This is a genomic window from Pseudomonas sp. St29, from assembly GCF_001547915.1.
Taxonomy (GTDB): Bacteria; Pseudomonadota; Gammaproteobacteria; order Pseudomonadales; family Pseudomonadaceae; genus Aquipseudomonas.
Map to the genome: position 1 here is coordinate 904,736 of NZ_AP014628.1, position 21,549 is coordinate 926,284.

Here is a 21,549-nt window from a genome sequence, read left to right on the forward strand (position 1 = left end):
TACTGGCGTTATGCCCGGCGTGTGCCGAAGTCATCTCGCAACACCTGCAAAATCCGTTGCCAGGCCTGACCGTCGCCAAATGGATTGCTCCAGGTAACGCTTGAATGACGCAGTTCATCTGCAGCATCGATCAAACTGTTTTGCGTCACCACGGGCGCCAGCCTGGAGCCCCCGCTGTCCAGGCTTTCCGGGCGCTCGGTATTGGCTCGCAGCACCAGGCAGCGGCGCTGCAGCACGCAGGCTTCCTCCTGCAGGCCGCCACTGTCGGTCAGTACCAGATCGGCGCCTTGTAGCAAGGCCAGCATGTCGATATAGCCAAGGGGATCTGTGGTCTTTATAGGCGACGAGCTGTCGATGATTTTCCAGTGCTCCCGGCCCAGCCGTGGGTGGACGGGGAAAATCACTGGCCTGTTGCGCGCTTCAGCCAAGCGCTGAACGGCTTCGATCAGTCTGGCGAAATGCGCGATGTCGTCGGTGTTGGAAGGCCGGTGACAGGTCAGCAGCAGGTAGCCTTCGGCTTGCACCCCCAGCCTTTCCAGGATTCCCGAGCGTGCCCGGGAGCTGTGCACATAGCGCAGGGTGGCATCGATGCCGGTGTTGCCCGTGATATGCACATTGGCGCCGTGGATGCCCTCATTGGCCAGTAGCTCGACCTGCAATGCCGAGGGGCAGAACCAGAAGTCGGACATGTGGTCCAGCTGGATTCGATTGGTTTCTTCCGGCATAGATTTGTCGAAACTGCGTAAACCAGCCTCGACATGGGCAATCGGGATATCAGCCTGGCGCGCAGCGAGCCCTCCGGCCAACGAGCTGTTGGTGTCGCCCTGGACAATCACATAGTCCGGCCTAACGGCCTGCAGTACCGGTTCGATTCCCATGACCATGCGCGCCACTTGCGAGCCCGCGACATCAGACCCCACCCCTAGATTGAAATGCGCGAGAGGCAGCTCGAGTTCGTCGAAGAACAGCTTGTCCATGGCCGCGGCGTAGTGCTGGTTGGTGTGGATCAACGTATAGCGGATACCTTGCCGAATGCAGGCACTAATCAGCGAGGAAAGCTTGATGATTTCGGGGCGCGTGCCCAGTACAAAGGCTAGATGCATGAGTGGGAACGCCCTGCAAAATCGATAGTCGGTTCCGGCTCGGGCGGACAAATGAAGTCCTTGAGCGCGCCGTCGACCATCAGCATGTTACGGTCGGTATGGCGCAAAGCGGTGAGGCGATGGGTGATCAGCACCACGGCAAGCTCGGGCCTTGCGGCGCGCAGGGCTTGCAGAAAGCGGCTCTCGCTCAGTTGGTCCAGGGCTGCCGTGGCTTCGTCCAGAACCAGCAGCACCTGGGCGTGGGCAACCGCGCGAGCAAGCCCGATGCGTTGCCGCTCGCCGCTCGATAGCTGTTGCTCGAAGGCCTCCACCGGAGTGTCCAGGCCTTGGGGAAGGCGGTTCAGCAGAGCGTCGACACCGGTGATGGCCAGTGCGTCGTTGAGCGTCTGCTCTGCACCGGAACCCAGAAAGGCCACGTTGTCGCGCAGCGTGCCTGGAATCAGCGTGGTGCCGGAGGAGGCGTAACCGATGGCCCGGTGCTCCGCTGGCAGGTCGAGCCATTGCAGCGTGCCCTGGTTTGGCTGCAGCTCACCAATCAGAACATCCACCAATGTCGATTTGCCCACGCCCGACTCGCCGACCAGACCCAGCCACTCCCCTTGGCCGATGCTCAGGTTCAGGTTGTGGATCACTGCCTGGCTGGCCTGGGGGTACCGGTACTCCAGTGCCTCGCACAGCAGCACTGGCTGGAGCGGGGCGCGAGCAGGTGCCATGTGCTGCTGGACGGCCTCTGGGGCTGTTCGGGAGGGCGAGTCGGGCGAGGTCAACTCCTCAAAATACGGGCGGGACAAGCGCAGCGTCTGCAGGCTGAACAGCACCCGCCGAAAACCTGGCAGCAAACGCAAGCCCACGGCTGAAAACAAGGCCATTGCATGCAGGTCCGTTTGCCCGCTTCCCTTGCTGGCTACCAGTACGCACAGCACCAGCATCATCAGGAAAAACAGCTCCATGACGGGGGACTGGACCTCCATCAGCGTGCGTTCCCGGGCCGTGGCTCTGGCGAAGCGTTTGGCCACTGGGTAATAGCGCTCCAGTACCGCCTGCACGCGGCCATACAGGTGTATCTCGCGCAGGCAGGCAATGCTGTCGGTGACCCAGCGCTGCATCAGCACCTGGCTTTCGCCCCTGCGCGTTTCCCTGATGTCGTTGAGCACCACAGACAAGGCGCCGCCAGCGCCGGCGGCCAGCAGCAACGCACCGAGCAGCATCGCCGTCGCCAGGGGCTCCAGAGCCAGCAATACACAGAGCAGCAGAGCGACCACCAATACTTCGGTGAGCAGCTCCAGGCTGGGCAGGAGGGTGCCTATGACGATTCTGGGCGCCATGTAGTTGACGGCCACATTGCTGCCCTGCGCCGTTGTGTTTGAGAGCTGGGCAACGGGGCGGTCCAGTTCGTGCTGGAAAATGCTCAACGAGATCATCAGTGTCCAGGCGTCGATCAGCCGGCTGCGCGCGGCAGACAGCAGCGGCGCCAGCACGCCCTTGCCCAGCACCAGGGCCACCACCAGCAGGGGCAGCGCGGATACGCCGCTACCGGCAAACGCTGACCACTGCATTTCAAGCTGCGCATACCAACCGGAGGAGGTACGCACCGTCGGTAGCAGCGAGCCCAACAGGATCGCCACCAGCAGCGCACAGAGCGTATCGATGGCGGCCTTGCCCAGCAGCAGCGCCAGCATCGACACAATGCTGGACGTGCTGGCGCCAGAGCGTCTGACGAAGGCCAGTGCCCGCGGTGGAAGGTCGAACAGTGCAAAGGGTTTCACAAGTTTCATGGGCCTACGGCGATCAAGGATTTGGGCAAGCCCAGGATTCGTTCGCGGATGATACGGGCAGTGGGGAACAAAACCTGCATCTGCCGACGGGTCAGCAGGCGGACGCTATCGACGAGAAACTCGGCCTGTTCGTGGTTCGCGGCGCGTTGCCAGTGCCCCAGTGCCACTTGGCGTACCAGTCCGACCCTGAGGCGACGCGGCAGCCAGTGAAAAAAAGGCGTCATGCAGTGCGGTTCGAGTGGAAACCAGAAATCCGGTGTCTGGATAAAGTAGCGTTCGGCGACGCGCACAAGCTCCCGGGCAAAACGTTCGACACGCTCCGGACTGCCTACATGCTCGATCACGGAGTTGGAATGCACGATATGGAAGGCACCGTTCTCGAACAGGCTCAGGTCACAGCCATCAGCGCACAGTACACTGAAGGGGTGCAGGGGGGGCTGACGTACGGGCTGAGTGTTGAGCAGCGTGATGGATACACGGCGTGAGGCCAGGTAGGTCGCCGGCAAAATTTTCCAGTATTTTTGTGTCCCTCCCACATCCAGCAGATTGACATGGCCATGCCGGGCGTATGCCTGCTCGATCATGTCCCGCAGTGGCCCGATACGCCGGCTGCGCAGCCGCGTAGCGAGCGCGCGCGGGTTGTCGTAGTCGGTCAAATAGCGCACCAGCCTTTTCATCCAGCCGGTAGGCCGCGATCGCTGCACGGCCTGCTGGTAGAAGGTCACCAGCTCGGCGGCTTTGCGCTGCCAGGTGAAGCCCTGGCGAACGGCCTCTACCACACTGGCCGGTACTTGGCTTTGCGCGCACTGGGCGGCACGCGCGCCCAGGGCCGGGATGTCGCCCAGGGCGAACACGCCGTTCCAGCCAACGGCGTCGGTGATGGCGCGGCACCCCTCGATATCCGAGCAGACGATAGGCACACCGGCCAGCAACGCCTCGAGGATGACCGTCGGCATGCCTTCGCGTTCGGAAGCCAGCACCATTGTCTTGCAGCCGGCCATCATCTGTTGGGTAACGGCATCGTCCTGCCAGCCATGAAAGCGCACCCGCGAGGACAGACCCCACTGTGCCGTCAGGGCTTCCAGGCGTGGGCGGTCACTGCCCTGACCGACGATGTGCAGAATGGCCTGGGCCAGGGGGGGCGTCTTCAGCGCAGCAATCACATCGTCGAGGCGTTTGACCGGATCTAGACGCCCGATGGACAGCAAGGCGGGCGCCCCCTCCAGCGGCACCGGACTGGCGACGGCAGGTTGACGGTGATCATCAATACAGTTGGGAATGATCAGGGTCCGCGTGGGCTGCAAGCCGCGCCGGTCAAGGTCGCCCTCCCAGCCCTTGTGCAGCAGCACCACGGCGCTGGCGGCGCGCACCATCAGGCGCTCGACGGTGCAGTCCCACAGGCGCTTGAGCAGTTGTCGCCACCTGGAGCCCGTGTCGTAGTAACAGTGCGGGGTGTACACCAGGGGCCGGCCACGGACGACGGCCAGCAGTGCGGCGAATGCGGCAATTGGGGTCCGGGCGCCATGCACATGCACGAGGTCATGCTCGGCCAGGGCGGACCAGAGGCTTCGATGCCCCCCCTGGCGTACGTCGAGCCCGTCGCCGGCCACATTGACCTGCGGGGCAAGGATGGTGATGCGGGTGCTGTCATCGGCCTGTATGGCCGTGGCCAACCCCTGGATATGACGGGCCACGCCACTGGACAGGGGGTCGAACTCCTTGCTGATATGCAGTACCCGTATCTTCATGCCACGGACTCCAGCGTTGCCGGCTGCTGGAGCTGTTGCAGCAAGCCGGCGAGCCCGCTGGTTTGCCTGGCAAAGTGGCTGCGCAACCATTGGGCCTGGGCCTGTCCGGTGGCCTGGCGAAAGGCCGGGTCATCGCGCAGACGCTGATAGAGGCCGGCCACTTGCTTGGCTGTCGCGGCCTGTAAAGGCGCCGCCATTGCCTGGCGTACCGCCCGGTTTCCAGGCAAGGCCAACTGCAACGCCACCACCCAATGCCCGGCCAGCGCTGCCTCCAGCATGGCGGTGGAGCAGTAGCCCACCACCAGCTGCGGTATGGCGGCCCGGGGTTGCAGCTCCGGGTGCGGTGGACGGCGAGTGGCGCATGCGGCCGCACCGCTGTAGGGCTGGTCTTCCTGAGGGTGCAGCAGAATGCGGGTATCCGGGGCGATTTGCAGCAGCGCGTGGGCAAAGGTCGCCAGGGTTTCGCCAATGCCCTCGCCCAGTATCCGGGCATGGGTCTGCGAGAGCAGGGCAATGCCCTCAGGGGCACGCGCAGCCTGCTCCGGCTGCTGACCCCGGCCCAATGCGTCCTCTACCAGTTGCGTGCTCGGGGTGCCATTGGCCTCGAACACCTGACGGCTGGCGTTTCCCCATACCAAGTAGCAGTCGGCCCGGGTCGGGAAGAACTCATCCGTGGCAATGCCGTGTTGCACGCAGATGCTGGGCAGCCCCTGGCCAATCGCGGCGCGGCTCATCAGATCGAAATCGTTGTGCAACAGCACGACGCCTCGGCTGCCTATCAGGGTCCGCCGCAGGCTGGCGGTCCAGAGCGCGCGGCGGGCCAGGCAACTGGCGAGCAGCAGCGGCTGCTGTTGCCTCAGCGTGGCGATGAACACGTGCAAGGCCGAGCGCCACGCCTGCAGGCCTGGTCGCGCGGGGCGGATGCAGTTCAGACCTGGGGAGATATCATCGATGGCCAGGCGCGGGTGCAACAGCACCAGCGGCGCATAGCCCGCCGCTGCCAGGGCGGGCAGTGCCCGCTCCAGGGTGCTCCAGCCACTCACGCCAGCCAGGGTGGTCAACAGGATGGCTTGCTTGTGCCCTTGCACGTTGAGGCCAGGGTTCTTGTGCCTGAGCAATAGCCAGGAATCACGCAGCAGGGCCCCCAGGGCGCGGACTCCGGCCGCGACCTGGCTTCTTCCTGCGTGCAGATAGAACAGCTCATGGCGAACATCTGCCGCATCCGGGCCGAACTGCTGGCGTATGTATTCGACGTGCTCCGAGAAAGATTCTCGTAGCCAGGCGGATGACTTCATGGGGTAAGATCCGATTTCTCTTATGCCAGCCACGCTACAGCTAGGCAGTTGAGTTGCCAACTACCATCAGCCGCTTGTCTAGTGCACAGGATGCACGCCCCGTTATGGCCATATCCCATTCTCAATGTACCGCCAGCGCTCCCGGGCAGAACGCCGATGACCTCCATGGAGATCATGTCGAACTGCTGCAGGCAACCTTGTGGTTGATGGGTTTTGAGCAGCCGTTCAGCGCTCCCGCCGTGCCCGCCCTTTGCCAGTTCATCCGCCACCATGGGGTGGCGGGCTTGATGCAGCCCGACAGGTTAAAAAGCCAGGCCCCCGTTTGCTTGGCAGCGCTGAATGCCGAACGCCAGCGCATTGCCATACGGGCCCTGGCGCTGGGGGCCGGGCTCAAGCGCCTGGTCACGGGATTTGCCGCGCGAGGTCTGCAGCCGCTGGCGCTCAAAGGGCCGGCGCTGGCCGTGCAGGCCTACGGCAATCTTGGCGCACGGGGTGGTGTGGACCTGGATGTACTGCTGCCGACGGAACAGTGGCCCGAGGCCCTGGCCATATTGCAGGACATGGGCTATCACGTGGCTCCTGGCCAACAGTGGCCCCTGCCCGATGCCACCCATGAACTGGTGCTCGCTCACGGGCAGCTGCCGCGGATCGAGCTGCACCGCCGCCTTCTGCGTCACCAGCATTTGCTCCACGCCCCGCAGCGAATGACCCAGGTGCTCGACCTGCAAGGTACCGAGGTGATCTGCCTGGCGCCGGCCTATGCGCTGCCGTATTTGATTGCCCACGCCAACCAGCACTGCTTCCGCCGCTTGATCTGGCTGATGGATATACACGCGCTGTTGCAGTGCCCCGACCTGGACCTTGAGCTGCTCGCCAGCCAGGTAAAGCGCAGCGGCACCTGCGCGATGCTGGATACCTGCCTCAGCCTGCTGACCCTGCTGTTCGGCCTGCAGGTTCCGGCGCCTCTGCAGCAGGTGCGCCGACCTTGCCGGGCAAGTCGGGAGATGGTCGAGCTGGCACTGGATGCGCTGCGCAGGTCTCTGAGCGATGACCAGGTGGCGATGGGCCAAGGTCTGTTCAAACGCGTGAGCCTGGACATTGCCTTGCAGGACACGCTGGCGGCCCGTTGGCAGGCGTTGGTGGGCTGGCTGAGCCCGACGGCAAAGGACCTCCAGTGGCTGGCACTGCCGCGCGGGCTGAGCTTTCTCTATCCGTTCGTGCGCCTTTTGCGGCTGGCGCTGCGCCAGCGGGGGCACGAAGTTTGACTCTTGCCATTCCGCTCTCTCGTTTATTGGTTCGTGGCCTGGGCGTTGCCGCCAGTGCCTTGTCGGCAGGTTGGGTCGTCGAGTCCGGGGTTCCCTGGCCTGGCACCTGGGGCCTGGCATTGGCGGCCGCGCTGCAGTTCATGGGGCTGGACTGGGCACTGATACGTCCCCGCCATCGCCTGGCCGAACGCCTGGCTACCGGGATCGGGCAACTGCTTCTGGGATTGGGCGTGCTGGCCTGTCTGGCGGGGCTGTTCGGCTATTCGTTATCGGTGTCGTGGTCGCTGGGCTGGCTGCTGTTGGCCAGTGTCACGCTTGCCCTGCTCGAGGTGGGCAATGATCGGGTCGCAGCCTGGCGTCCCGGCGTGCCCAGGGTCGTGCTGGCGGGCGCTTGCCCACATGTCAGTCAGTTCACGGAACAGCATGGGCAGTCCGCCGTTCGCTTGTCGCATGAAGAGGCCCTGGGCCTGCTGACGCAGCAGCCAAGCCGGCAGCTGTCAGAACAGGTGGTGATTTTCGATACCTGCCTGCACGCAACGCCGCCCCAGCATCTGGAAGGCGGGTGCCCCACGCTGCCCATGCAGGATGTGCATGCTTTTTCGCCAGGAGCTGCGGCGGCCAAGCGCTTGTTCGATCTACTCGTCGCGGCCGTACTGCTCTGCGGCTGTGCGCCGCTGCTGGTGGTTATCGGACTGATCGTTCGCCTGCAGGACGGCGGGCCGGCGCTGTTTCGTCAGCAGCGCCTGGGTTTGCAGGGCTCGATCATTACCGTGCTGAAGTTTCGCAGCATGCGGGTGGCCGCTGGTAGTGACCTGCTGGCGCCCCAGGCGCGCCTCGATGACCCGCGTGTCACGCCGCTCGGCAAGTGGATGCGTTACTGGGGCATTGATGAGCTACCACAGCTGATCAACGTGTTGCGCGGTGATATGTCCCTGGTCGGCCCACGGCCCCATGCGGTCGCTCATGACCTGCATTATGGCGCCAAGGTCTGTGGTTACACCGCGCGGCAAGCCGCCAGGCCCGGTATCACCGGGCTTGCCCAGATTCGTGGTCGGCGTGGGGAAACCCGCGCCGTATCCGATATGGCCTCACGGGTGCGCGATGACCTCGAATACATTGCGCGCCAGTCGCTGTGGCTGGACCTGTTTATTCTGCTGGCCACACCGATGGCGCTGTTGCGCAGCGGCCATGGGCGCTGTGAGCCTGAGCGTGTAGCGGTCTCGGCCCCCTCTAGAGACGAGCAAGCCGCCACGCCATCCGCGGATAGCCGTTACGCAGACTCAGAGGCCGAATCTGTTTGAGGATGTGAGCTCGGATGTCGTTCGCCTGCGGTGGTAGTGGCGCGACGGTAGGTGTCGCCGGTGCGTTGAGCCGCGCATACACGCGCAGATTGCCTTCGTAGATTCCGTGGGCTTCCCGGCGCCAGTGCTGGGCATGAAACCCATTGGCGCTCAACAATGCCTCAAGGGTTTGCGCCGAGAAATAGCTGCGGTGCGAAACATGCACCTGCAACAGGCCAAGCTCGGGCCAGTCAGCCTCGATATCCGGGACCTCGATCACCAGCCAGCCCAGCGGATCCATCAGCTTGGCTATCCGAGCCAGTGCTTTGCCCGGCTCCTGAAGATGCTCCAAGACATGGAACAATGTCACCAGCCGAGGTGCGAAAGGCAGTTGCGTGTGTTCGTCGAGCTCTTCAGGGCGAACGTGTTCGCCCAAGCCCAGCACCTGTACCGCATGATCGCGCTGAGGGCCGCCTGGCTCCAGGCCCATATAGTGTTCATAGTTTTGGGCGCGACAGGCATCCAGGAAAAACCCCAGGCCGGCACCGATATCCAGCACCGATTGGCATTGACCTACAACGGCGCTGATCTCGCTAAAGCGATAGCCTGCGAGCAGCCGATAGTTCCACATCGCTTTGCTGGCTGGTGGTTGTCGCATGAGGCGGGGGTATAGCTGGCTGTAGAAGCGTGCCTGGGTGTCGCCCTTCAGGCCACGCGCCAGATAAACCAGGCTGCAATGACGGCAGGTCGACAGATTGACTCGCAGAAAATAACGGTCATATCGCCAGATAAGCTGTGGATCGTTTTGCCCGCAGCCAGGGCAGGGAAGCTCGACCAGATGTCGATTGATCTGGCGAAGCTGATTGAGCAGAGAAAATGCCATCTATGCCTGTTCCCGCATTGAATCGAAGGAGTCCGTAAAAGAGGCAGCACTCTAGCAGTCCGCAAGACGATGGTAACGACCTGTCTCTATTCATTGGCCGTTCCAAACACGGTCAGCGCATTGCAGCGGCCTGGTCGCTGTGTCAAATTCTCGCACTTTGCCCCGTGACTAGCAGACCACCTTCACGTTTGTGCAGGCAGGCCCATCAGGTTGGAATGATGCATACAACGCCTACAGCAAGACCTATTGGGCCTTACGATGAAATTTCGCTGGCGGAGCTGGCGCTGCGAGCCCTGCAGTTCTATCAGCGGTTTGGCCGCTTGCTGCTGCTCTTGGCGCTGCTGGCGGCGTGTACTGTGGCTGCCTGGGTAGCCAGTCGCCCGCTGTATAGCGTGTCCGCGCTGCTCGAAGTGCCGAAGGTAACGCTTGAAGAATGGCGGCAGGCGCAGTCGTTTCTCTGGGACAAACGCTGGGTCGATCACGCCTTCGGCGACGACCGGCAAGAAGTCGGCCCTGGACACCTGCAGTTGCGCAACCGCGCGCTCAATCCCCAGTACTGGATCCAGAGCGTGCGCTATCGCTCCTCCCTCAATCGGGACGACGCCCGGGATATTCCTGTCGCGCAAATCCAGAGCAGCACGGGGCTTGGCTTGGAGTTCGCCCTGCGGGTGTCCGACGAGGAACAGGCCAACCTGACCATCAATACCCTTGCCCGGCAAGTACGCGAAGCCTTTCTGGCCAATAGCCTGATCGACTTGGTGAGGACCAGCCAGGCGGCCCTCGATCATCGTCCGCAACTCAAGCTGGATGTGCTCAAGGCCGAGTTCGAGATTGAACAGAACCGCCAGCGCATCGCCGACATGCGCCAGTTGCTGGAGCGCTACCCTGATCTGCGCCATCTGGAAACCAGCACCCTGTTTTCGGTCAGCGATGGTGGTGGCAAATACCTGTCGCCCTTGCCGCAGATCGTGGCTCTGGAAAGCACGGTTTCCGAACTGCAGGCCAAGGCGCGAGCGGCCCAGCGTGAACTGGACAAGCTCGACTGGACCGAGCGCCTGCTGGCTGGCATGGACGAAACGATCCGCAACGCAACCTCGGGACAGGTCATTCTCGACAAGCTCAAGAGCAACCGCGAAAAGTTGCTTGCCAACGCGGCACAACTGGACGCCAGCGCTCGGGAAGCAGCCGAGGACATCAACCTCAAACTCACCCAGGCCGAGTCCCGGCAGCAAGCCATCGGTATCAAGACGCGCTCGGCGATTTCCACGGCGCCGGTACCGCTGCGCAACCCGTTGATAATGGGCGTCGCGGCCTTCGTGCTGGTGTTCGTGGCGTTGTCCATTGTGCTTGCGCTGTACGTGGCGCTGCATAAAGGGCGCGATGTGCTGTTGTGGCTGCCACGCCCGATCCGCAGCAGGCTGATTGTGGAGCCAAGGCCGTGATGCGCCTGTTGGTGACCGGCGGCGCCGGCATGTTGGGGCGCCGTGTCGTTCGGCAGTGGCGTGCTGCCGGCGGTGAAGTGGCGGTGTTGGATAATCTCTCCAGCGGCCTTGCGATGCCGCCCGAGGCCAGTTGGACGGTCCAGGGTGATCTTCGCGATGCCCAGGGACTGGCCGAGTTGCTGGCATCCTGGCGCCCCGATGCCATCCTGCATCTGGCGGCGGTGCACCACATTCCCACCTGCGAGAATCAGCGCGCCCATTGCCTGGACGTCAACGTGGTGGGTACCGAAAGGCTGCTGGCTGCGGCTGAGGCGGCGCAGGTAGACCGCGTGGTGATTGCCTCGAGCGGCGCGGTCTACGCTTGGCAGGAAGGGCCGCTGTCGGAGCTGTCCAGCCCCTTGGCAGCCTGTGACAACTATGCATTGTCCAAGCACTGCAACGAGCAGCAATTGCAGTTCTGGAGCGGACGCGGCGGGCGAATCGGTCGGGTGGCGCGGATTTTCAACGCGGTGGGCCATGATGACCCTAACGCCCATCTGATCCCCGATGTGCTCAAGCAATTGCGCCAATCGAGCGATGGCTGCATACGCCTGGGCAACCTGACGCCCAGGCGCGACTACCTGCATGCCGATGACATCGCCCGCGGCCTGATCGCCATGCTGCACGACCCGCGTACAGATGTGCCATTTGACGTGTTCAATCTGTGCTCCGGGGTGGAGCACTCGGTGGAACAACTGGTGCAGCAACTCGGAGACATCGTCGGCGTGCAGGTCAAGGTGGAAGTTGACCCGGCCCGGCAACGGCGGGTCGACCGCCCCAGTCAGTTGGGCGATCCCCGCCGTACCCTGCAGTTACTGGGCTGGCAGCCCCGCCTGGCGTTTGCCGAGGCCCTGCGCCTGGTCGTGTTTCCGGACCAGGTGCGGTAAGCGTGGGTCCGACGCGACCACGCTCGTCCGTTTCTCCAGAGCGACAGGGGCTCGCAGCTAACGGCGGGTCCCTCAGCCAATCGTTTGTGCTGGCGGCCGTGACCTTCGCTATCGGTCAACTGGCCAACCTGACGTTCCAGATCGTTCTCTTGAAGTCGCTGGGGGCGACCACCTACGCAGTGGTCGGCCTGGCGCACCTGCTGTTGCTGACCCTGATCTTCCTGGCCGACCTGGGCTACGCCTCGTTGTTCCTGCGAGAAGACCGCCATGCCAGCCACTGGCTGGTGACCTGGCGTTGCGCGCTCGGGCAGCGGTTGCTCGCGACCCTGGTGTTGATGGGCCTTGCCTTGACTGGCTGGGTGTTCTACAGCGATGACCAGGCCGGGCGGCAGTACCTGTTCAGCGCCGCCCCCGCCAGCCTGTTTGCGCTGTTCAATTTTTCCGCCCCGCTGATCGCGGCCGGCCAGCGTCTGCGCGGGCTGATGGCGGCGCAGATCGCCTGGCCGGCCGGGTTGCTGCTGTGGTGGCCGGTCAGCGTCAGCCTGCCCCTGTCAGCGGCTGCCAGCGCAGGGCTGGCGGTAAGCCTGGGGTATCTCACCCAGGCCATCGTCAATTTCGCCATGAGCGGTCAGCGGCTGTTGTGGTTGCCGTTATTGGGCAAAGGCCAGTTGAGGGCGGCGCTGCACCTGTGTGCATTAAGCGTGTCCGGCACCTTGCATGACCGGCTCACGCCTTTTCTGCTGGCGCCCCTGGTACCAGGGTTCATGCCGGTCTTTCTGCTGCTGAACCATGTCTTGAGTGGCCTTTCTGGCGTACAGGGCCAGTTATCCCGCCTGTTGCTGGGCCAGGCCAGCAGCGCGGGTGGTCGCCAGCGGATCGTGGCGGTGGCTTCGTTGCTGGCTTGGGCGACCGCCAACATGCTGTTGCTGGGCACACTGGCGCAAAGCCTGGAACTGCCGATCGAGTCGCGTCAGTGGCTGGCGTTGGCAGGGCTGGTGGTGTTGGCCTGGGGCCTGTCCGCCTCCAGCGGTTTTCTCGTGCTGCTGCTTATTGGCGAGCGTCGCGAAGGGCAGTTTGTGCGGCCGTTCCTTCTGGGGCTAGGTGCCAGTGCGGTGCTGCAGCTCATGGCCGCCTGGAGCGACGCGCCAGCGTCCGTGTTGTGGGCCAGGGTCGTGGGTATGTTGTTGGTGATGAGCGTATTGCTGGTCATGCTCAGGCTGCGCCCTGGGCGTTGGGGCATGCTCGCCTTGGCGGGGGCGTTGGCAACCTGCGCGGCGGCGCAAACGAGCTGGGCCACCGGCCTGGCCATCATGCTGGCAGTCCCGGCCATGATCGGTTTGCTGGGCCGGCGTCCTTGCTATATCGAACCACGTTGCACAGGGGTGATGGATGAATAGGCAGGAGTACCGGTCATGTGCGGGCTGATCGCCGTACGCGCCCTGAGCGCGGCAGCCGACCTGCAGCAACGGGCCAGCCGGGCATTGGCCAGCCTGGCCCGTCGTGGCCCCGATGCCGAGGGCCTGCTGATGGTCGAGACGGCGCCACCGACACTGCTCGGGCACCGCCGCCTGGCTATCCTCGATACCAGCCGCGCCGCCGAGCAGCCCATGCGATGCCCGATCACTGGCACGGCGCTGGTGTTCAACGGTGCCATCTACAACTTTGTCGAGCTGCGTAATGAGCTGCGTACGCTTGGCTGTGTCTTCGTGACCGATGGTGATACCGAGGTGCTGCTGCACGGCTGGCGTGTCTGGGGCGAGGGGCTTTTCTCCCGCTGCAACGGCATGTGGGCCGTGGTGATCTGGGATGCGCCCAGTGGCGGCCTGGTGTATAGCCGTGACCGGCTGGGGGTAAAACCCCTGTATCTGCATCACGACGGTCAGCAGATGGTGCTGGCCAGTGAAATCGGCGCCATTGCCCAGATGCTTGGCGGTTATCCGGCCCCGAATCCTGAAAAGTTGTTCGACTTCCTGATCACGGGTTTTTCCGAACAGGGTTCGGCCACCTTTTTCCAGGGGGTGCGGGCCGTCCCACCTGGCGTGGTCGGGCGCATGAGCCGGACCGGCCGATTCAGTCAGGCTCCTTATCACCAATGGCCCGCACCCGGCAGTGCCGAGCCGCTGTCCAGCCTAGAACTGCGGGGACTGGTGGAGGACGCGGTGCACCTGCGTCTGCAGGCGGATGTGCCGGTGGCCAGCCTGCTGTCCGGCGGTCTGGACAGCTCCATCATCACCCGGGTGGCGCTCAACGCCAGCCAGCAGCCCCGGCAGCGGCTCGACGCGGCGTTCACCTACGGCTACCGCGATGCCCAGCAGCGCGGGTTCGATGAGTCGGCACGGGCCGCGTTGTTCATGGCCGAAGGTGGCCATGACGACCGGCACCACGTGCTGCGCTTTACCCCCATCCCATCGGCGGACGAGCTGATGAACCTGATCTCGGTACAGGGCGAGCCCTTCAGTACGCCCTCGGTGCTGGCCAGTTTCAGGACTTACCGGGCCATCGCCGAACAGGGATTCAAGGTGGTGCTCTCCGGCGAAGGGGCCGATGAGCTGTTCGGCGGCTATTCGGCCCGTTATCACTCGGTGGCGGCCCGAGATGCGCTCTGGTCCGGGCACCTGATGCAGGTGGTCCAGCGCTTGAGGCTGCGTACCTTTCCTGTCAGCTTGCTGTTCAACCGCCTGGTCTGGGACCTGCCACCAGCGCTGATAGGGCCGCTATTGCGTCGTCATCGTCCGAGTGTCGGGGTGATGAGCGCCGGGTTGTGGGAGTCTCAGCAGCAGCGCCTGGCGCTGATACGCCAGCGGATGTCCAGTCCCCTGGAGCAGCGCATGCGCGAGGACCAACTGGATAATCTGTTGCCCATGGCACTGCGTATGGCTGATCGCAACAGCATGAGTGCCGGCATCGAACTGCGTAGCCCATTCATGGACCATCGCCTGGTCGAGCGGGCGTTCCGTACGCCGGCCCTGGAGCGGATAGGGGCCGGTCTCTCCAAGTCCCTGCTGCGCGATGCGTTCAAGGGGGTGTTGCCGGATCGGCTGGTGACCACGCCGAAAAGTACCGGATTCGGCCATGCCGAACAGTTCCTGGTGGCGCAGTTGCCCTGGCGTGAGCTGCTGGAGGATCTGCCTGCGCAACTGAACGACTTTGTCGACCTGAGCGCACTGCGCCGGCACCTGGCCAGGCCGCAATGTCACAGCACCCTGTGGCTGGCACTGTCAGTCGCGCTCTGGTACCGGAGCATCTATGCCTGAACGGTTCCACGACTGGGGCCTGGCGGCGGATGCCGGTCAGTGCCGTGTGTGTGGCAGCAGCGCCGCACAGCGCTACTTCTGGCCGGAGGTCTATGCCCACTCCGGGCAGGCCCTCATGCGTTGTGGCTATTGCGCCACGGTGTATCTGGCCCCCGGTTTCAGTGCAGCCGGGCTGCTGCGTTTTTATAGCGGCCCGTATCGCCGCCTGTTTCCTGCCGAAATACCTTGGCGCAGCACGGTGCGTTTTTTTGCCTGGCGTGGCGATGCCGACGTGGCGCGCAAACGGTTTGCCCTGATTGACGCGAACCTGCCGCCGCAAGGGCAACTGTTCGAAATGGGCGCAGGTTTCGGTGCCTTTCTCGGGCAGGCCGCGCAGCAACGGCCCGATCTGCAACTGAGCGCCAGCGAGCCGGACACCGCGCAACGCCAGGCCTTGCTCGGGCAGGCATCGGTGCGCTTTGTCGAGAGCCTGGCAACCCTGCCGGAACAGAGCCTGGATGCAGTGGTGGCCTTCCATGTACTCGAACACCTGATCGACCCACGCGGTTTTCTTGAGCACGCCGCGCAAAGACTGCGGGACGGGGGCCGCCTGTGGCTGGAGGTGCCAGACCTGATGAGCGACTGGCAGACTCGGCTGTTCGTCCATCCGGCGCACCTGAGTTACTTCTGTGCCGACAGCCTGCGGCGCCTGGCCGAAGCGGCCGGTCTGCAGGTGTTGTACTGCGGCGCCCATCCGGTCGGTGCGCTGGAGGGGACGCTGTGGCTGGAGGCGCTGCGCCCGACGACGCCGGTCAGCCAGCCTGTGGCGCCGGCAGCGCAACAGCAGGTGGACGCTGTCGATCAGTGGATCTCACGGGTCGGCTGGGGGTACCGGGACCGGATCAAGGCGCTGCTCAAAGCCATGGCCATGCGTGTGCTGGGGGCGGGCTTGCTAGGCGAGTGGCAGCGCTGGCGCCAGCATCGCCGTCACTGTGCAGAGCAGGTGCGGCGATGAGGTTCAGGATCGTGTTGCTGATCATCCTCTGGGTGCACCTGGGGGATCTGGTCAGCGCCTGGCTGTATGGCGACGGTGCCTGGCCAGGCGTGGGGTTGCTGCGCAACCTGCGTGACGTTTTGGTGGTGGTGCTCGCCGCGTGCTGTCTACTCAGCACCCGTCTGCCAAGCCGCCTGTTGCTGCCGCTGGTGGCCTACAGCGCCCTGGCGCTGTGCTACCTGCTGGTCAACAGGGCAAGCATGACGCCGAGCATCTTGCTGGGCTCCTACGGCACGCTGATGATTCCCGTGCTGTTTTTTCTGCTGGGTTTCTACTGCGTGCGCCGCCCTGAACAGTTGCGCAGCTGCGTCGCCTTGCTGGTGCTGCTGGGCATTGCCAGCACAGTGTTTGGCGCCTGGGAGCAGCAGCACACAACGTTTTGGACCGAGACCATTGGTTATCCGCGTTATATGCGCGATATCAAGGGCATGGTGTTGGGCGCCGATTGGGAAAGCGGCTTGCCATGGAACTTCTACGGCGGCGTCGACCTGCAACGGCGGGCGGCGGGCCTGCTGGCGTCCCCCCTGGCGCAGGGCATGTTCCTGGCAGTCGTGGCTGTGGCTGCCATCGCCTGGTCGGAGCGACGTGCTGGCTATCTCAGCCTGCTGCTCAGTGGTTTGCTGTTCGTGGGAATCTGGATGTCGGGAACGCGCGGCGCCATGCTCGCCGGCAGCCTGGCCCTGATCGGTTACCTGGCCACGGGTACCTCGCTGTTCCGTTACCGCGCCATACGCTGGTTGGTGGCCGCTGGCGTCTGCGGGGGGATTGCGATGTTCTCCTATGGCATCGTGCAGATGAGCATCAATTTTCTGGATGGCTCAACCATCGGCCACTGGCAGGCGTTGCAGAAAAACCTGCTGGATCTGCCCAAGGTGCTGTTGCTGGGTGCCGGCCTCGGCGCCCAGGGCGCGCAGGCGGCCCAGCAGCAACAGACGCTGATCGGCGGTGGCGAAGGGGCAATCTTCAGCATTGCGTTCCAGCTCGGCCTGCCTGCCGCCCTGCTGTTTCTCTGGTTCTACCTGAACATGGCCCTGGCCTTGTTGAACCGTTATCGTAGGCACCCTGAGCCGATGCTGCTGGCGATGTTCTGGTTGACGCTGGGCCTGTCCACCACCTTGATCAGCTCCGAGCACCTGCTCACCGTCTCCGGCACGGGCGCCTTCTGGCTGCTTTGCGGAGCCACGCTACGCAGCACCTCGTCCACTCGCTACCAAACTGAGCCCATCATCGATGAACAGCACTCCGGATAGCCGCCGCATTGAGTTTCTGGGTTGTCCTCTGGACCTGCTCAGCCCGCAGGAGATGATCGAACAGGCCCGGCACGCTCTCACGGATGGCTGTCGACTGCGCCTGGAAGGGCTCAATGTCGCCAAGCTGGTCGACGCGCGCGCTACCCCGTTCCTGATGCAGGCGCTGCATGAGGCGGAGCGTGTCCATATCGATGGTGCGGGTATTTCTCTGGGACTCAAGGCGCTGGGAATCAAGACGCCACCGCGCTGCGCGGGTATCGACCTGATGGGCCTGCTGTGTGAAATGGCGGCCGCGACCGGTGCTTCGGTGTACCTGCTCGGAGCCCGCCAGGAGGTGGTTGAGTTGACGGCAGAGCGTTTGCAGGCCCGTTATCCCGGCCTGCGCATTGCCGGCCTGCGCAACGGTTACTTCACGGCCGGCGAAGAGGCGAAAGTAATTCAAGATGTCCGCGCCAGCGGTGCGGATATCCTGTTTGTCGGCATCAGCTCACCCAAAAAGGAATTGCTGCTGCACACCCACTGGCCGAACTTGGGCGTCCGGGTAGGCATGGGGGTCGGCGGCTCGTTCGACGTGCTCTCCGGCCAGTTACCTCGAGCGCCGCGCTGGGTTCAGAGGATTGCCATGGAGTGGTTGTTTCGCTTGTTGCTCGAACCTCGTCGCCTGCTCTGGCGCTACGTGCGTAGTAACAGCCTCTACTTACTGTTGCTGGTCGTTACCCGTATAAGGCTTGCGACGCGGGCCAAGGTCAGAGCCCAGTGCTGAAAGCAGGAGCAGTCATGTCTTATGAACCCTTGCGGATTTTGCTGTCCCGACCCGGCCAGGCTTTGTTGGCCCTGGGCCTGTTCGTGCAACTGAGCGGGTTTCTGTTCAATAACGACGGCAGTCGCCAGGCCACACAGGTTTACCTGTTGCTGTTCGTACCGGCGCTGATTCTGCTTATTGCCGAACGTTTTGCGCTCTCCTGGTGGCGCCAACCCAGCGCGCTGATACTGCTGGCCCTGCTGGGCTGGGTGGTGCTACGGAGCTGCTTTGACGATTCCTGGAAGGCGCCGGGCTATTTGCTGAAGGTGGCGCTGCTGATCTTGCTCTATGTGTTCGTGGTCGGCCAGCTGGTGCGCAAAGGCGTGATCGAAATTCCCCTGGCTCTCGCGGTGCTGCTCGCCTGCTGTTTTGCCTGGCTGACACTGATCGTTCAGTTCGTTGTTCTGGATAAGCCGCTGGCCTACGAGGTACTCAGAAGCACCGGTCGGCTGCAAGAGTTGGGCTGGCATGGTTTCGCGGATTTCTCATACCCCATCCCGGCTGGCCTTTACTACGGGATTTTCGCCGTTCTGCTGCTCAGCGTCCTGGTGGAGCGTGAACTCAAGGCCTGGGCCTGGTTGCCTGTACTGGTCGGTCTGGCAGGCTTGTTGATGTATGTGCTGTTGACCTTCTCGCGTGGTGCCTGGTTCTCGACCCTGGCGGGCAGCTTGACCCTGTTGGTGCTCAGCCCGCAACGGCGTGCTCGTGTCCTGCTGCTGATCGGTGCACTGTTGATACTGCTGATGATGGCGGTGTTCTGGTCGCGGGTTGAGCACGAATGGTTTCTGGGTGCCAGCCAGCGAGGTCCGATCTGGCTGAACTGGCTGGCCCATTTGTCCGAGTTCTGGGCCCTAGGCAAGGGTGCCGGAGTCAACTTGGTCTATCGCTATCCCTGGGGCGATATCGTGTATCACGCCCACAGTCTGTATTTGCAACTGTGGTTCGAGTACGGGATCGTCGGCTTTGTCTTGTTCGTGCTGTTGCTCGGTACCGCGCTCCTCAAGGCGTGGCGCTTGCGTGCCGATCCTGCTGCGCGTGTGGCCCTGGCGACTTTGGTGTTCGCCCTGGTGGCGATGGTCTCGGATATCTCGAGCGTGTTCACTCGGCCCAATCCTTATTGGGTTGTGCTGTGGTTGCCGATTGGGTTGATCGTGGGGCTGCGGCCACTGGTCGAGCCGTCCACGACCCAGTAGCGATTAAAACCGAGGTTGCCGGTCACGCGCATGGGCGTGACCCTGCTATTGGAACTGCTGAGCCGCTCCACAGCGGGCGACCCACTGAACTTCCTGCGCCTGGAAAGCCAGCGCATCGTGCGCTCGGTGAGCGTGACCACCGATCCGGGAGAGACCTTGAACCGTGCGTCTTACACCTTTTTGAAGGCGCTCAGGGCGGGGCGGTTTGTTTGAGGAGACAGCGCGGCAGGTCGTGCTGCCGCGCTGTGCTTTTGCTAGTCCTGCTACTTCAGCTAGGGCCTATGGCGACTGCCATCGAGCAAGGCATCCACCACGGCCCGGGCCATCTCCACCGAGTGCACCAGGGACCAGATCAGACCGCGCTCGATACCGCTGCCGCGCTCGGTGATTTCATCGGAGACTTCTTCGGCGCTTTTTAGCAGCAGGGAGACGTGGAGTAGGGCTTCTTCGGCGGTGATGCCGCCGCGTACCGAGAACAGAGAGTCGCGACTTACTGGGGTACTGATGGTTTGCTTCAGTGACTGGATCAGAGAGGCATCGGCAGGCTGAAGTGACAGCTTCTGCCGGATCTGCTGATTGGCCAGATCGTGTTCAGGGTTTCTGCCGCGATGGGCAGCAGTGAGAGGCGGATCGGGCACGAGCTTTTTCATGGTGCAACTCCTAATCGATGGTAGGAACCTTCACCGTCGCTGCTAAACGATAGGGTGGCGGCCGTTCGCAGGTTAGCAGTACCGGTCGATTAGGAACCCGGCGCACCCGAAGGTGCCCTGCGCACGGCCGCCATAAAACGGAGCCTAAAAAACGCCACGTAGATGGCGGCGCTGTGCGCCTAATCGATTCCGGGCTGCTAAACCCGGTCACTGAATGTGCAGTGACGGATCGAGGCTAGCCAGGGTGAGGGGGTAGGCGCAAGCGGCTAGGAGTTTCTAGGAAAGTTCGCACAATAGAAAGAGACTTAACGCTGCTTTGGGGGAACGAAGGCGCGGTCCAAGTTGGCTGGCGTTTCGGTTTTTTAGCCTCAAGCATCTCCCTGTCAGAGGAAGAGCTTCACACCCCTTCAACTTCGATCCCATGTTCCGCCAACCAGGTCTTTCGCTGTGCGTAGTCTGGCATGACGCGCTCGAGGCGTAGCCAGAACTCAGGTGTGTGGTGCGGCTCGTGCAGGTGCACAACCACATACTTGGCAATGTGCTTGGGTACGAAGGCTCACTCGAGTATCCGCACAGCTGTTGAGCTGTGCTCAGCAGGCCGTCATTAAGCTGGCATAGGTGAGCAAAACCAGCCAGTCAGGCACAAAAAAGGCACTTGCGATAATCGCCAAGTGCCTTTTTTGTACTGCTTCATTTGGTGGAGCCGGGGGGATTTGAACCCCCGTCCGCCAGTACTCCGCTGTCGGTCCTACATGCTTAGCCGTGTCTATTGAGTTAACCCTCAGCGACCCGACGGGCAGGGTGCTTTGGGCGAGTTGTGTAAGTTTTAGCCGCTTCGTCCACAACGTACTGCACGGCGATTCTGTTCTATATGACAATCATTTTGGGTTTACAGACATCCCCTGATGATTGCTGGACCCGAAGGTACCAGGGGGGAAGGGCTAAGGCTGCTTACGCAGCGAGAGCGTAATCCCCGTAGGTTTCGTCATTGGCAACTATAGGAAGTTGCAACAGTGGATTTACGAGTTCTGTTACCAACTCGGCATGCACCTAAAGTTTCGCAACCGGCGTCGAATCCTAAACGGCCCCGAACCTGTTGTGCATTACCAACAGGTGGACGGATTCTACGCTAACCGAGCGCAGAAGGCCAACCCGAAGGTTGGCCAATGCATCGGCCTACTGATCGCCCTTGGTGTTGTTCTGCAAGCGCTGGAGCGCTTGGGTGGTCAGGGAGATGCAGTTCTTGGTGCCTTGCTCGGTGCCTTTGGCGTGCTCGGCGGTGGCTTGCTGCACCGTGGCGTCGATGTCGCTGCTCAGGTCCGAGCTCATGGCCTCGGTGCTGACCTTGGCGTCTCTGATCTTTTGCAGGTTGATCTGGCACAGGTCCTCTTGCCCGGCGGCAAACACCGGGGAGGCCAGCATCGCGGCGGTAATGAACAGTCCAGCCAGTGCGGAACGCTTCATGGTGATCTCCTTGATTGCAGGGGCTCGGTGCTGCCGGTCAACAGGACAGGCGGCCGAGTGGGGCGAAGCCCTTTTTGTGCGGGCCTGGAAAGTGGACCCTGGCCGGGTGCCGGGGTTCGGTTTTTTTTGCGATGAAACGCTGCCGCCCTTATCGCGTTCGAGCAGGTACAAAAAAGGGGCGAAACC

General features: G+C 63.0%; 18 protein-coding genes, 1 other RNA gene and 1 pseudogene. 11 read left to right on the top strand and 9 right to left on the bottom strand.

The window, feature by feature from the left end; genetic code table 11:
• Positions 1–8: 8 nt before the first annotated feature.
• Genes wecB through PST29_RS04050 form a run of 4 tightly spaced genes read right to left on the bottom strand, consistent with a single transcriptional unit; the run spans position 9 to position 5,921 of the window.
• Positions 9–1,103: a non-hydrolyzing UDP-N-acetylglucosamine 2-epimerase gene (gene wecB / locus PST29_RS04035; protein WP_060842438.1), complete on the bottom strand. Its 1,095-nt coding sequence runs from the start codon at positions 1,101–1,103 to the stop codon at positions 9–11.
• Positions 1,094–2,878 carry an ATP-binding cassette domain-containing protein gene (locus tag PST29_RS04040; RefSeq protein WP_082729167.1) on the bottom strand — a complete coding sequence of 595 codons (1,785 nt, stop codon included), beginning with the start codon at positions 2,876–2,878 and terminating at the stop codon, positions 1,094–1,096. Before PST29_RS04040 ends, wecB begins: the two co-directional genes overlap by 10 nt.
• Complete coding sequence (locus tag PST29_RS04045) at positions 2,875–4,626, bottom strand: glycosyltransferase (RefSeq protein ID WP_060842440.1); 1,752 nt, start codon at positions 4,624–4,626, stop codon at positions 2,875–2,877. The genes PST29_RS04040 and PST29_RS04045 overlap by 4 nt, the downstream gene beginning before the upstream one ends.
• Positions 4,623–5,921, bottom strand: coding sequence for a hypothetical protein (locus PST29_RS04050; protein ID WP_108544157.1), 1,299 nt, complete (start codon positions 5,919–5,921; stop codon positions 4,623–4,625). The genes PST29_RS04045 and PST29_RS04050 overlap by 4 nt, the downstream gene beginning before the upstream one ends.
• A gap of 206 nt (positions 5,922–6,127) precedes the next feature.
• Between PST29_RS04050 and PST29_RS04055 the strand changes: the two genes are divergently transcribed.
• Both PST29_RS04055 and PST29_RS32355 read left to right on the top strand, forming a co-directional pair.
• Positions 6,128–7,186 (top strand): nucleotidyltransferase family protein, encoded by a 1,059-nt coding sequence (locus PST29_RS04055; RefSeq protein ID WP_258230329.1) that lies wholly within the window; start codon positions 6,128–6,130, stop codon positions 7,184–7,186.
• Entirely contained in the window at positions 7,183–8,487 is a 1,305-nt protein-coding gene (locus PST29_RS32355; RefSeq protein WP_232513196.1) for a sugar transferase, read from the top strand. The genes PST29_RS04055 and PST29_RS32355 overlap by 4 nt, the downstream gene beginning before the upstream one ends.
• Here the strand turns inward: PST29_RS32355 and PST29_RS30690 are convergent.
• Positions 8,417–9,349, bottom strand: a complete 933-nt coding sequence (locus PST29_RS30690; RefSeq protein WP_082729169.1) for a class I SAM-dependent methyltransferase — start codon at positions 9,347–9,349, stop codon at positions 8,417–8,419. The genes PST29_RS32355 and PST29_RS30690 overlap by 71 nt on opposite strands.
• A gap of 356 nt (positions 9,350–9,705) precedes the next feature.
• Here PST29_RS30690 and PST29_RS04070 point away from each other — a divergent pair, with 356 nt between their 5' ends.
• The 9 genes from PST29_RS04070 (at position 9,706) to PST29_RS04110 (ending at position 19,462) form a co-directional block, all read left to right on the top strand.
• Positions 9,706–10,791: a hypothetical protein gene (locus tag PST29_RS04070; RefSeq protein ID WP_129405366.1), complete on the top strand. Its 1,086-nt coding sequence runs from the start codon at positions 9,706–9,708 to the stop codon at positions 10,789–10,791.
• Positions 10,791–11,717: an NAD-dependent epimerase/dehydratase family protein gene (locus PST29_RS04075; RefSeq protein WP_060842444.1), complete on the top strand. Its 927-nt coding sequence runs from the start codon at positions 10,791–10,793 to the stop codon at positions 11,715–11,717. Before PST29_RS04070 ends, PST29_RS04075 begins: the two co-directional genes overlap by 1 nt.
• A 98-nt stretch (positions 11,718–11,815) precedes the next feature.
• Positions 11,816–13,114 (top strand): hypothetical protein, encoded by a 1,299-nt coding sequence (locus tag PST29_RS04080; RefSeq protein ID WP_146189179.1) that lies wholly within the window; start codon positions 11,816–11,818, stop codon positions 13,112–13,114.
• 15 nt (positions 13,115–13,129) lie between these two features.
• Entirely contained in the window at positions 13,130–14,971 is a 1,842-nt protein-coding gene (asnB, locus tag PST29_RS04085) for an asparagine synthase (glutamine-hydrolyzing) (protein ID WP_060842446.1), read from the top strand.
• Positions 14,964–15,965 carry a class I SAM-dependent methyltransferase gene (locus PST29_RS04090; protein ID WP_060842447.1) on the top strand — a complete coding sequence of 334 codons (1,002 nt, stop codon included), beginning with the start codon at positions 14,964–14,966 and terminating at the stop codon, positions 15,963–15,965. The genes asnB and PST29_RS04090 overlap by 8 nt, the downstream gene beginning before the upstream one ends.
• Positions 15,962–17,254 carry a hypothetical protein gene (locus PST29_RS04095; RefSeq protein WP_060842448.1) on the top strand — a complete coding sequence of 431 codons (1,293 nt, stop codon included), beginning with the start codon at positions 15,962–15,964 and terminating at the stop codon, positions 17,252–17,254. The genes PST29_RS04090 and PST29_RS04095 overlap by 4 nt, the downstream gene beginning before the upstream one ends.
• Positions 17,235–18,017: a WecB/TagA/CpsF family glycosyltransferase gene (locus tag PST29_RS04100; protein WP_082729171.1), complete on the top strand. Its 783-nt coding sequence runs from the start codon at positions 17,235–17,237 to the stop codon at positions 18,015–18,017. Before PST29_RS04095 ends, PST29_RS04100 begins: the two co-directional genes overlap by 20 nt.
• 65 nt (positions 18,018–18,082) lie before the next feature.
• Positions 18,083–19,249, top strand: a complete 1,167-nt coding sequence (locus PST29_RS04105; protein ID WP_108544887.1) for an O-antigen ligase family protein — start codon at positions 18,083–18,085, stop codon at positions 19,247–19,249.
• A 30-nt stretch (positions 19,250–19,279) separates the two neighbouring features.
• On the top strand, positions 19,280–19,462 hold the full coding sequence (locus PST29_RS04110) for a hypothetical protein (protein ID WP_060842450.1): 183 nt from the start codon (positions 19,280–19,282) through the stop codon (positions 19,460–19,462).
• A 59-nt stretch (positions 19,463–19,521) separates the two neighbouring features.
• Here the strand turns inward: PST29_RS04110 and PST29_RS04115 are convergent, their stop codons facing one another.
• From PST29_RS04115 to PST29_RS04125, 4 genes and pseudogenes are all read right to left on the bottom strand, one after another.
• Positions 19,522–19,899, bottom strand: a complete 378-nt coding sequence (locus PST29_RS04115) for a hypothetical protein (protein WP_060842451.1) — start codon at positions 19,897–19,899, stop codon at positions 19,522–19,524.
• A 397-nt stretch (positions 19,900–20,296) separates the two neighbouring features.
• Positions 20,297–20,449: pseudogene (locus PST29_RS30695) on the bottom strand (M48 metallopeptidase family protein); the annotation flags it as partial.
• Positions 20,450–20,594: 145 nt separating this feature from the next.
• Positions 20,595–20,988, bottom strand: a transfer-messenger RNA (tmRNA) gene (gene ssrA, locus PST29_RS04120).
• 87 nt (positions 20,989–21,075) lie between these two features.
• Complete coding sequence (locus PST29_RS04125; protein WP_016967212.1) at positions 21,076–21,363, bottom strand: hypothetical protein; 288 nt, start codon at positions 21,361–21,363, stop codon at positions 21,076–21,078.
• Positions 21,364–21,549 lie beyond the last annotated feature (186 nt).

Bases quoted from the DNA above. Each gene is read 5' to 3' on its own strand.
- PST29_RS04075 (WP_060842444.1), top strand. From the start codon at position 10,791: ATGCGCCTGTTGGTGACCGGCGGCGCCGGCATGTTGGGGCGCCGTGTC.
- wecB (WP_060842438.1), bottom strand. From the start codon at position 1,103: ATGCATCTAGCCTTTGTACTGGGCACGCGCCCCGAAATCATCAAGCTT.
- PST29_RS04050 (WP_108544157.1), bottom strand. From the start codon at position 5,921: ATGAAGTCATCCGCCTGGCTACGAGAATCTTTCTCGGAGCACGTCGAA.
- asnB (WP_060842446.1), top strand. From the start codon at position 13,130: ATGTGCGGGCTGATCGCCGTACGCGCCCTGAGCGCGGCAGCCGACCTG.
- PST29_RS04090 (WP_060842447.1), top strand. From the start codon at position 14,964: ATGCCTGAACGGTTCCACGACTGGGGCCTGGCGGCGGATGCCGGTCAG.
- PST29_RS04115 (WP_060842451.1), bottom strand. From the start codon at position 19,899: ATGAAAAAGCTCGTGCCCGATCCGCCTCTCACTGCTGCCCATCGCGGC.
- PST29_RS30690 (WP_082729169.1), bottom strand. From the start codon at position 9,349: ATGGCATTTTCTCTGCTCAATCAGCTTCGCCAGATCAATCGACATCTG.
- PST29_RS04100 (WP_082729171.1), top strand. From the start codon at position 17,235: ATGAACAGCACTCCGGATAGCCGCCGCATTGAGTTTCTGGGTTGTCCT.
- PST29_RS04125 (WP_016967212.1), bottom strand. From the start codon at position 21,363: ATGAAGCGTTCCGCACTGGCTGGACTGTTCATTACCGCCGCGATGCTG.
- PST29_RS04110 (WP_060842450.1), top strand. From the start codon at position 19,280: ATGGGCGTGACCCTGCTATTGGAACTGCTGAGCCGCTCCACAGCGGGC.
- PST29_RS04045 (WP_060842440.1), bottom strand. From the start codon at position 4,626: ATGAAGATACGGGTACTGCATATCAGCAAGGAGTTCGACCCCCTGTCC.
- PST29_RS04095 (WP_060842448.1), top strand. From the start codon at position 15,962: ATGAGGTTCAGGATCGTGTTGCTGATCATCCTCTGGGTGCACCTGGGG.
- PST29_RS04040 (WP_082729167.1), bottom strand. From the start codon at position 2,878: ATGAAACTTGTGAAACCCTTTGCACTGTTCGACCTTCCACCGCGGGCA.
- PST29_RS04055 (WP_258230329.1), top strand. From the start codon at position 6,128: ATGGGTTTTGAGCAGCCGTTCAGCGCTCCCGCCGTGCCCGCCCTTTGC.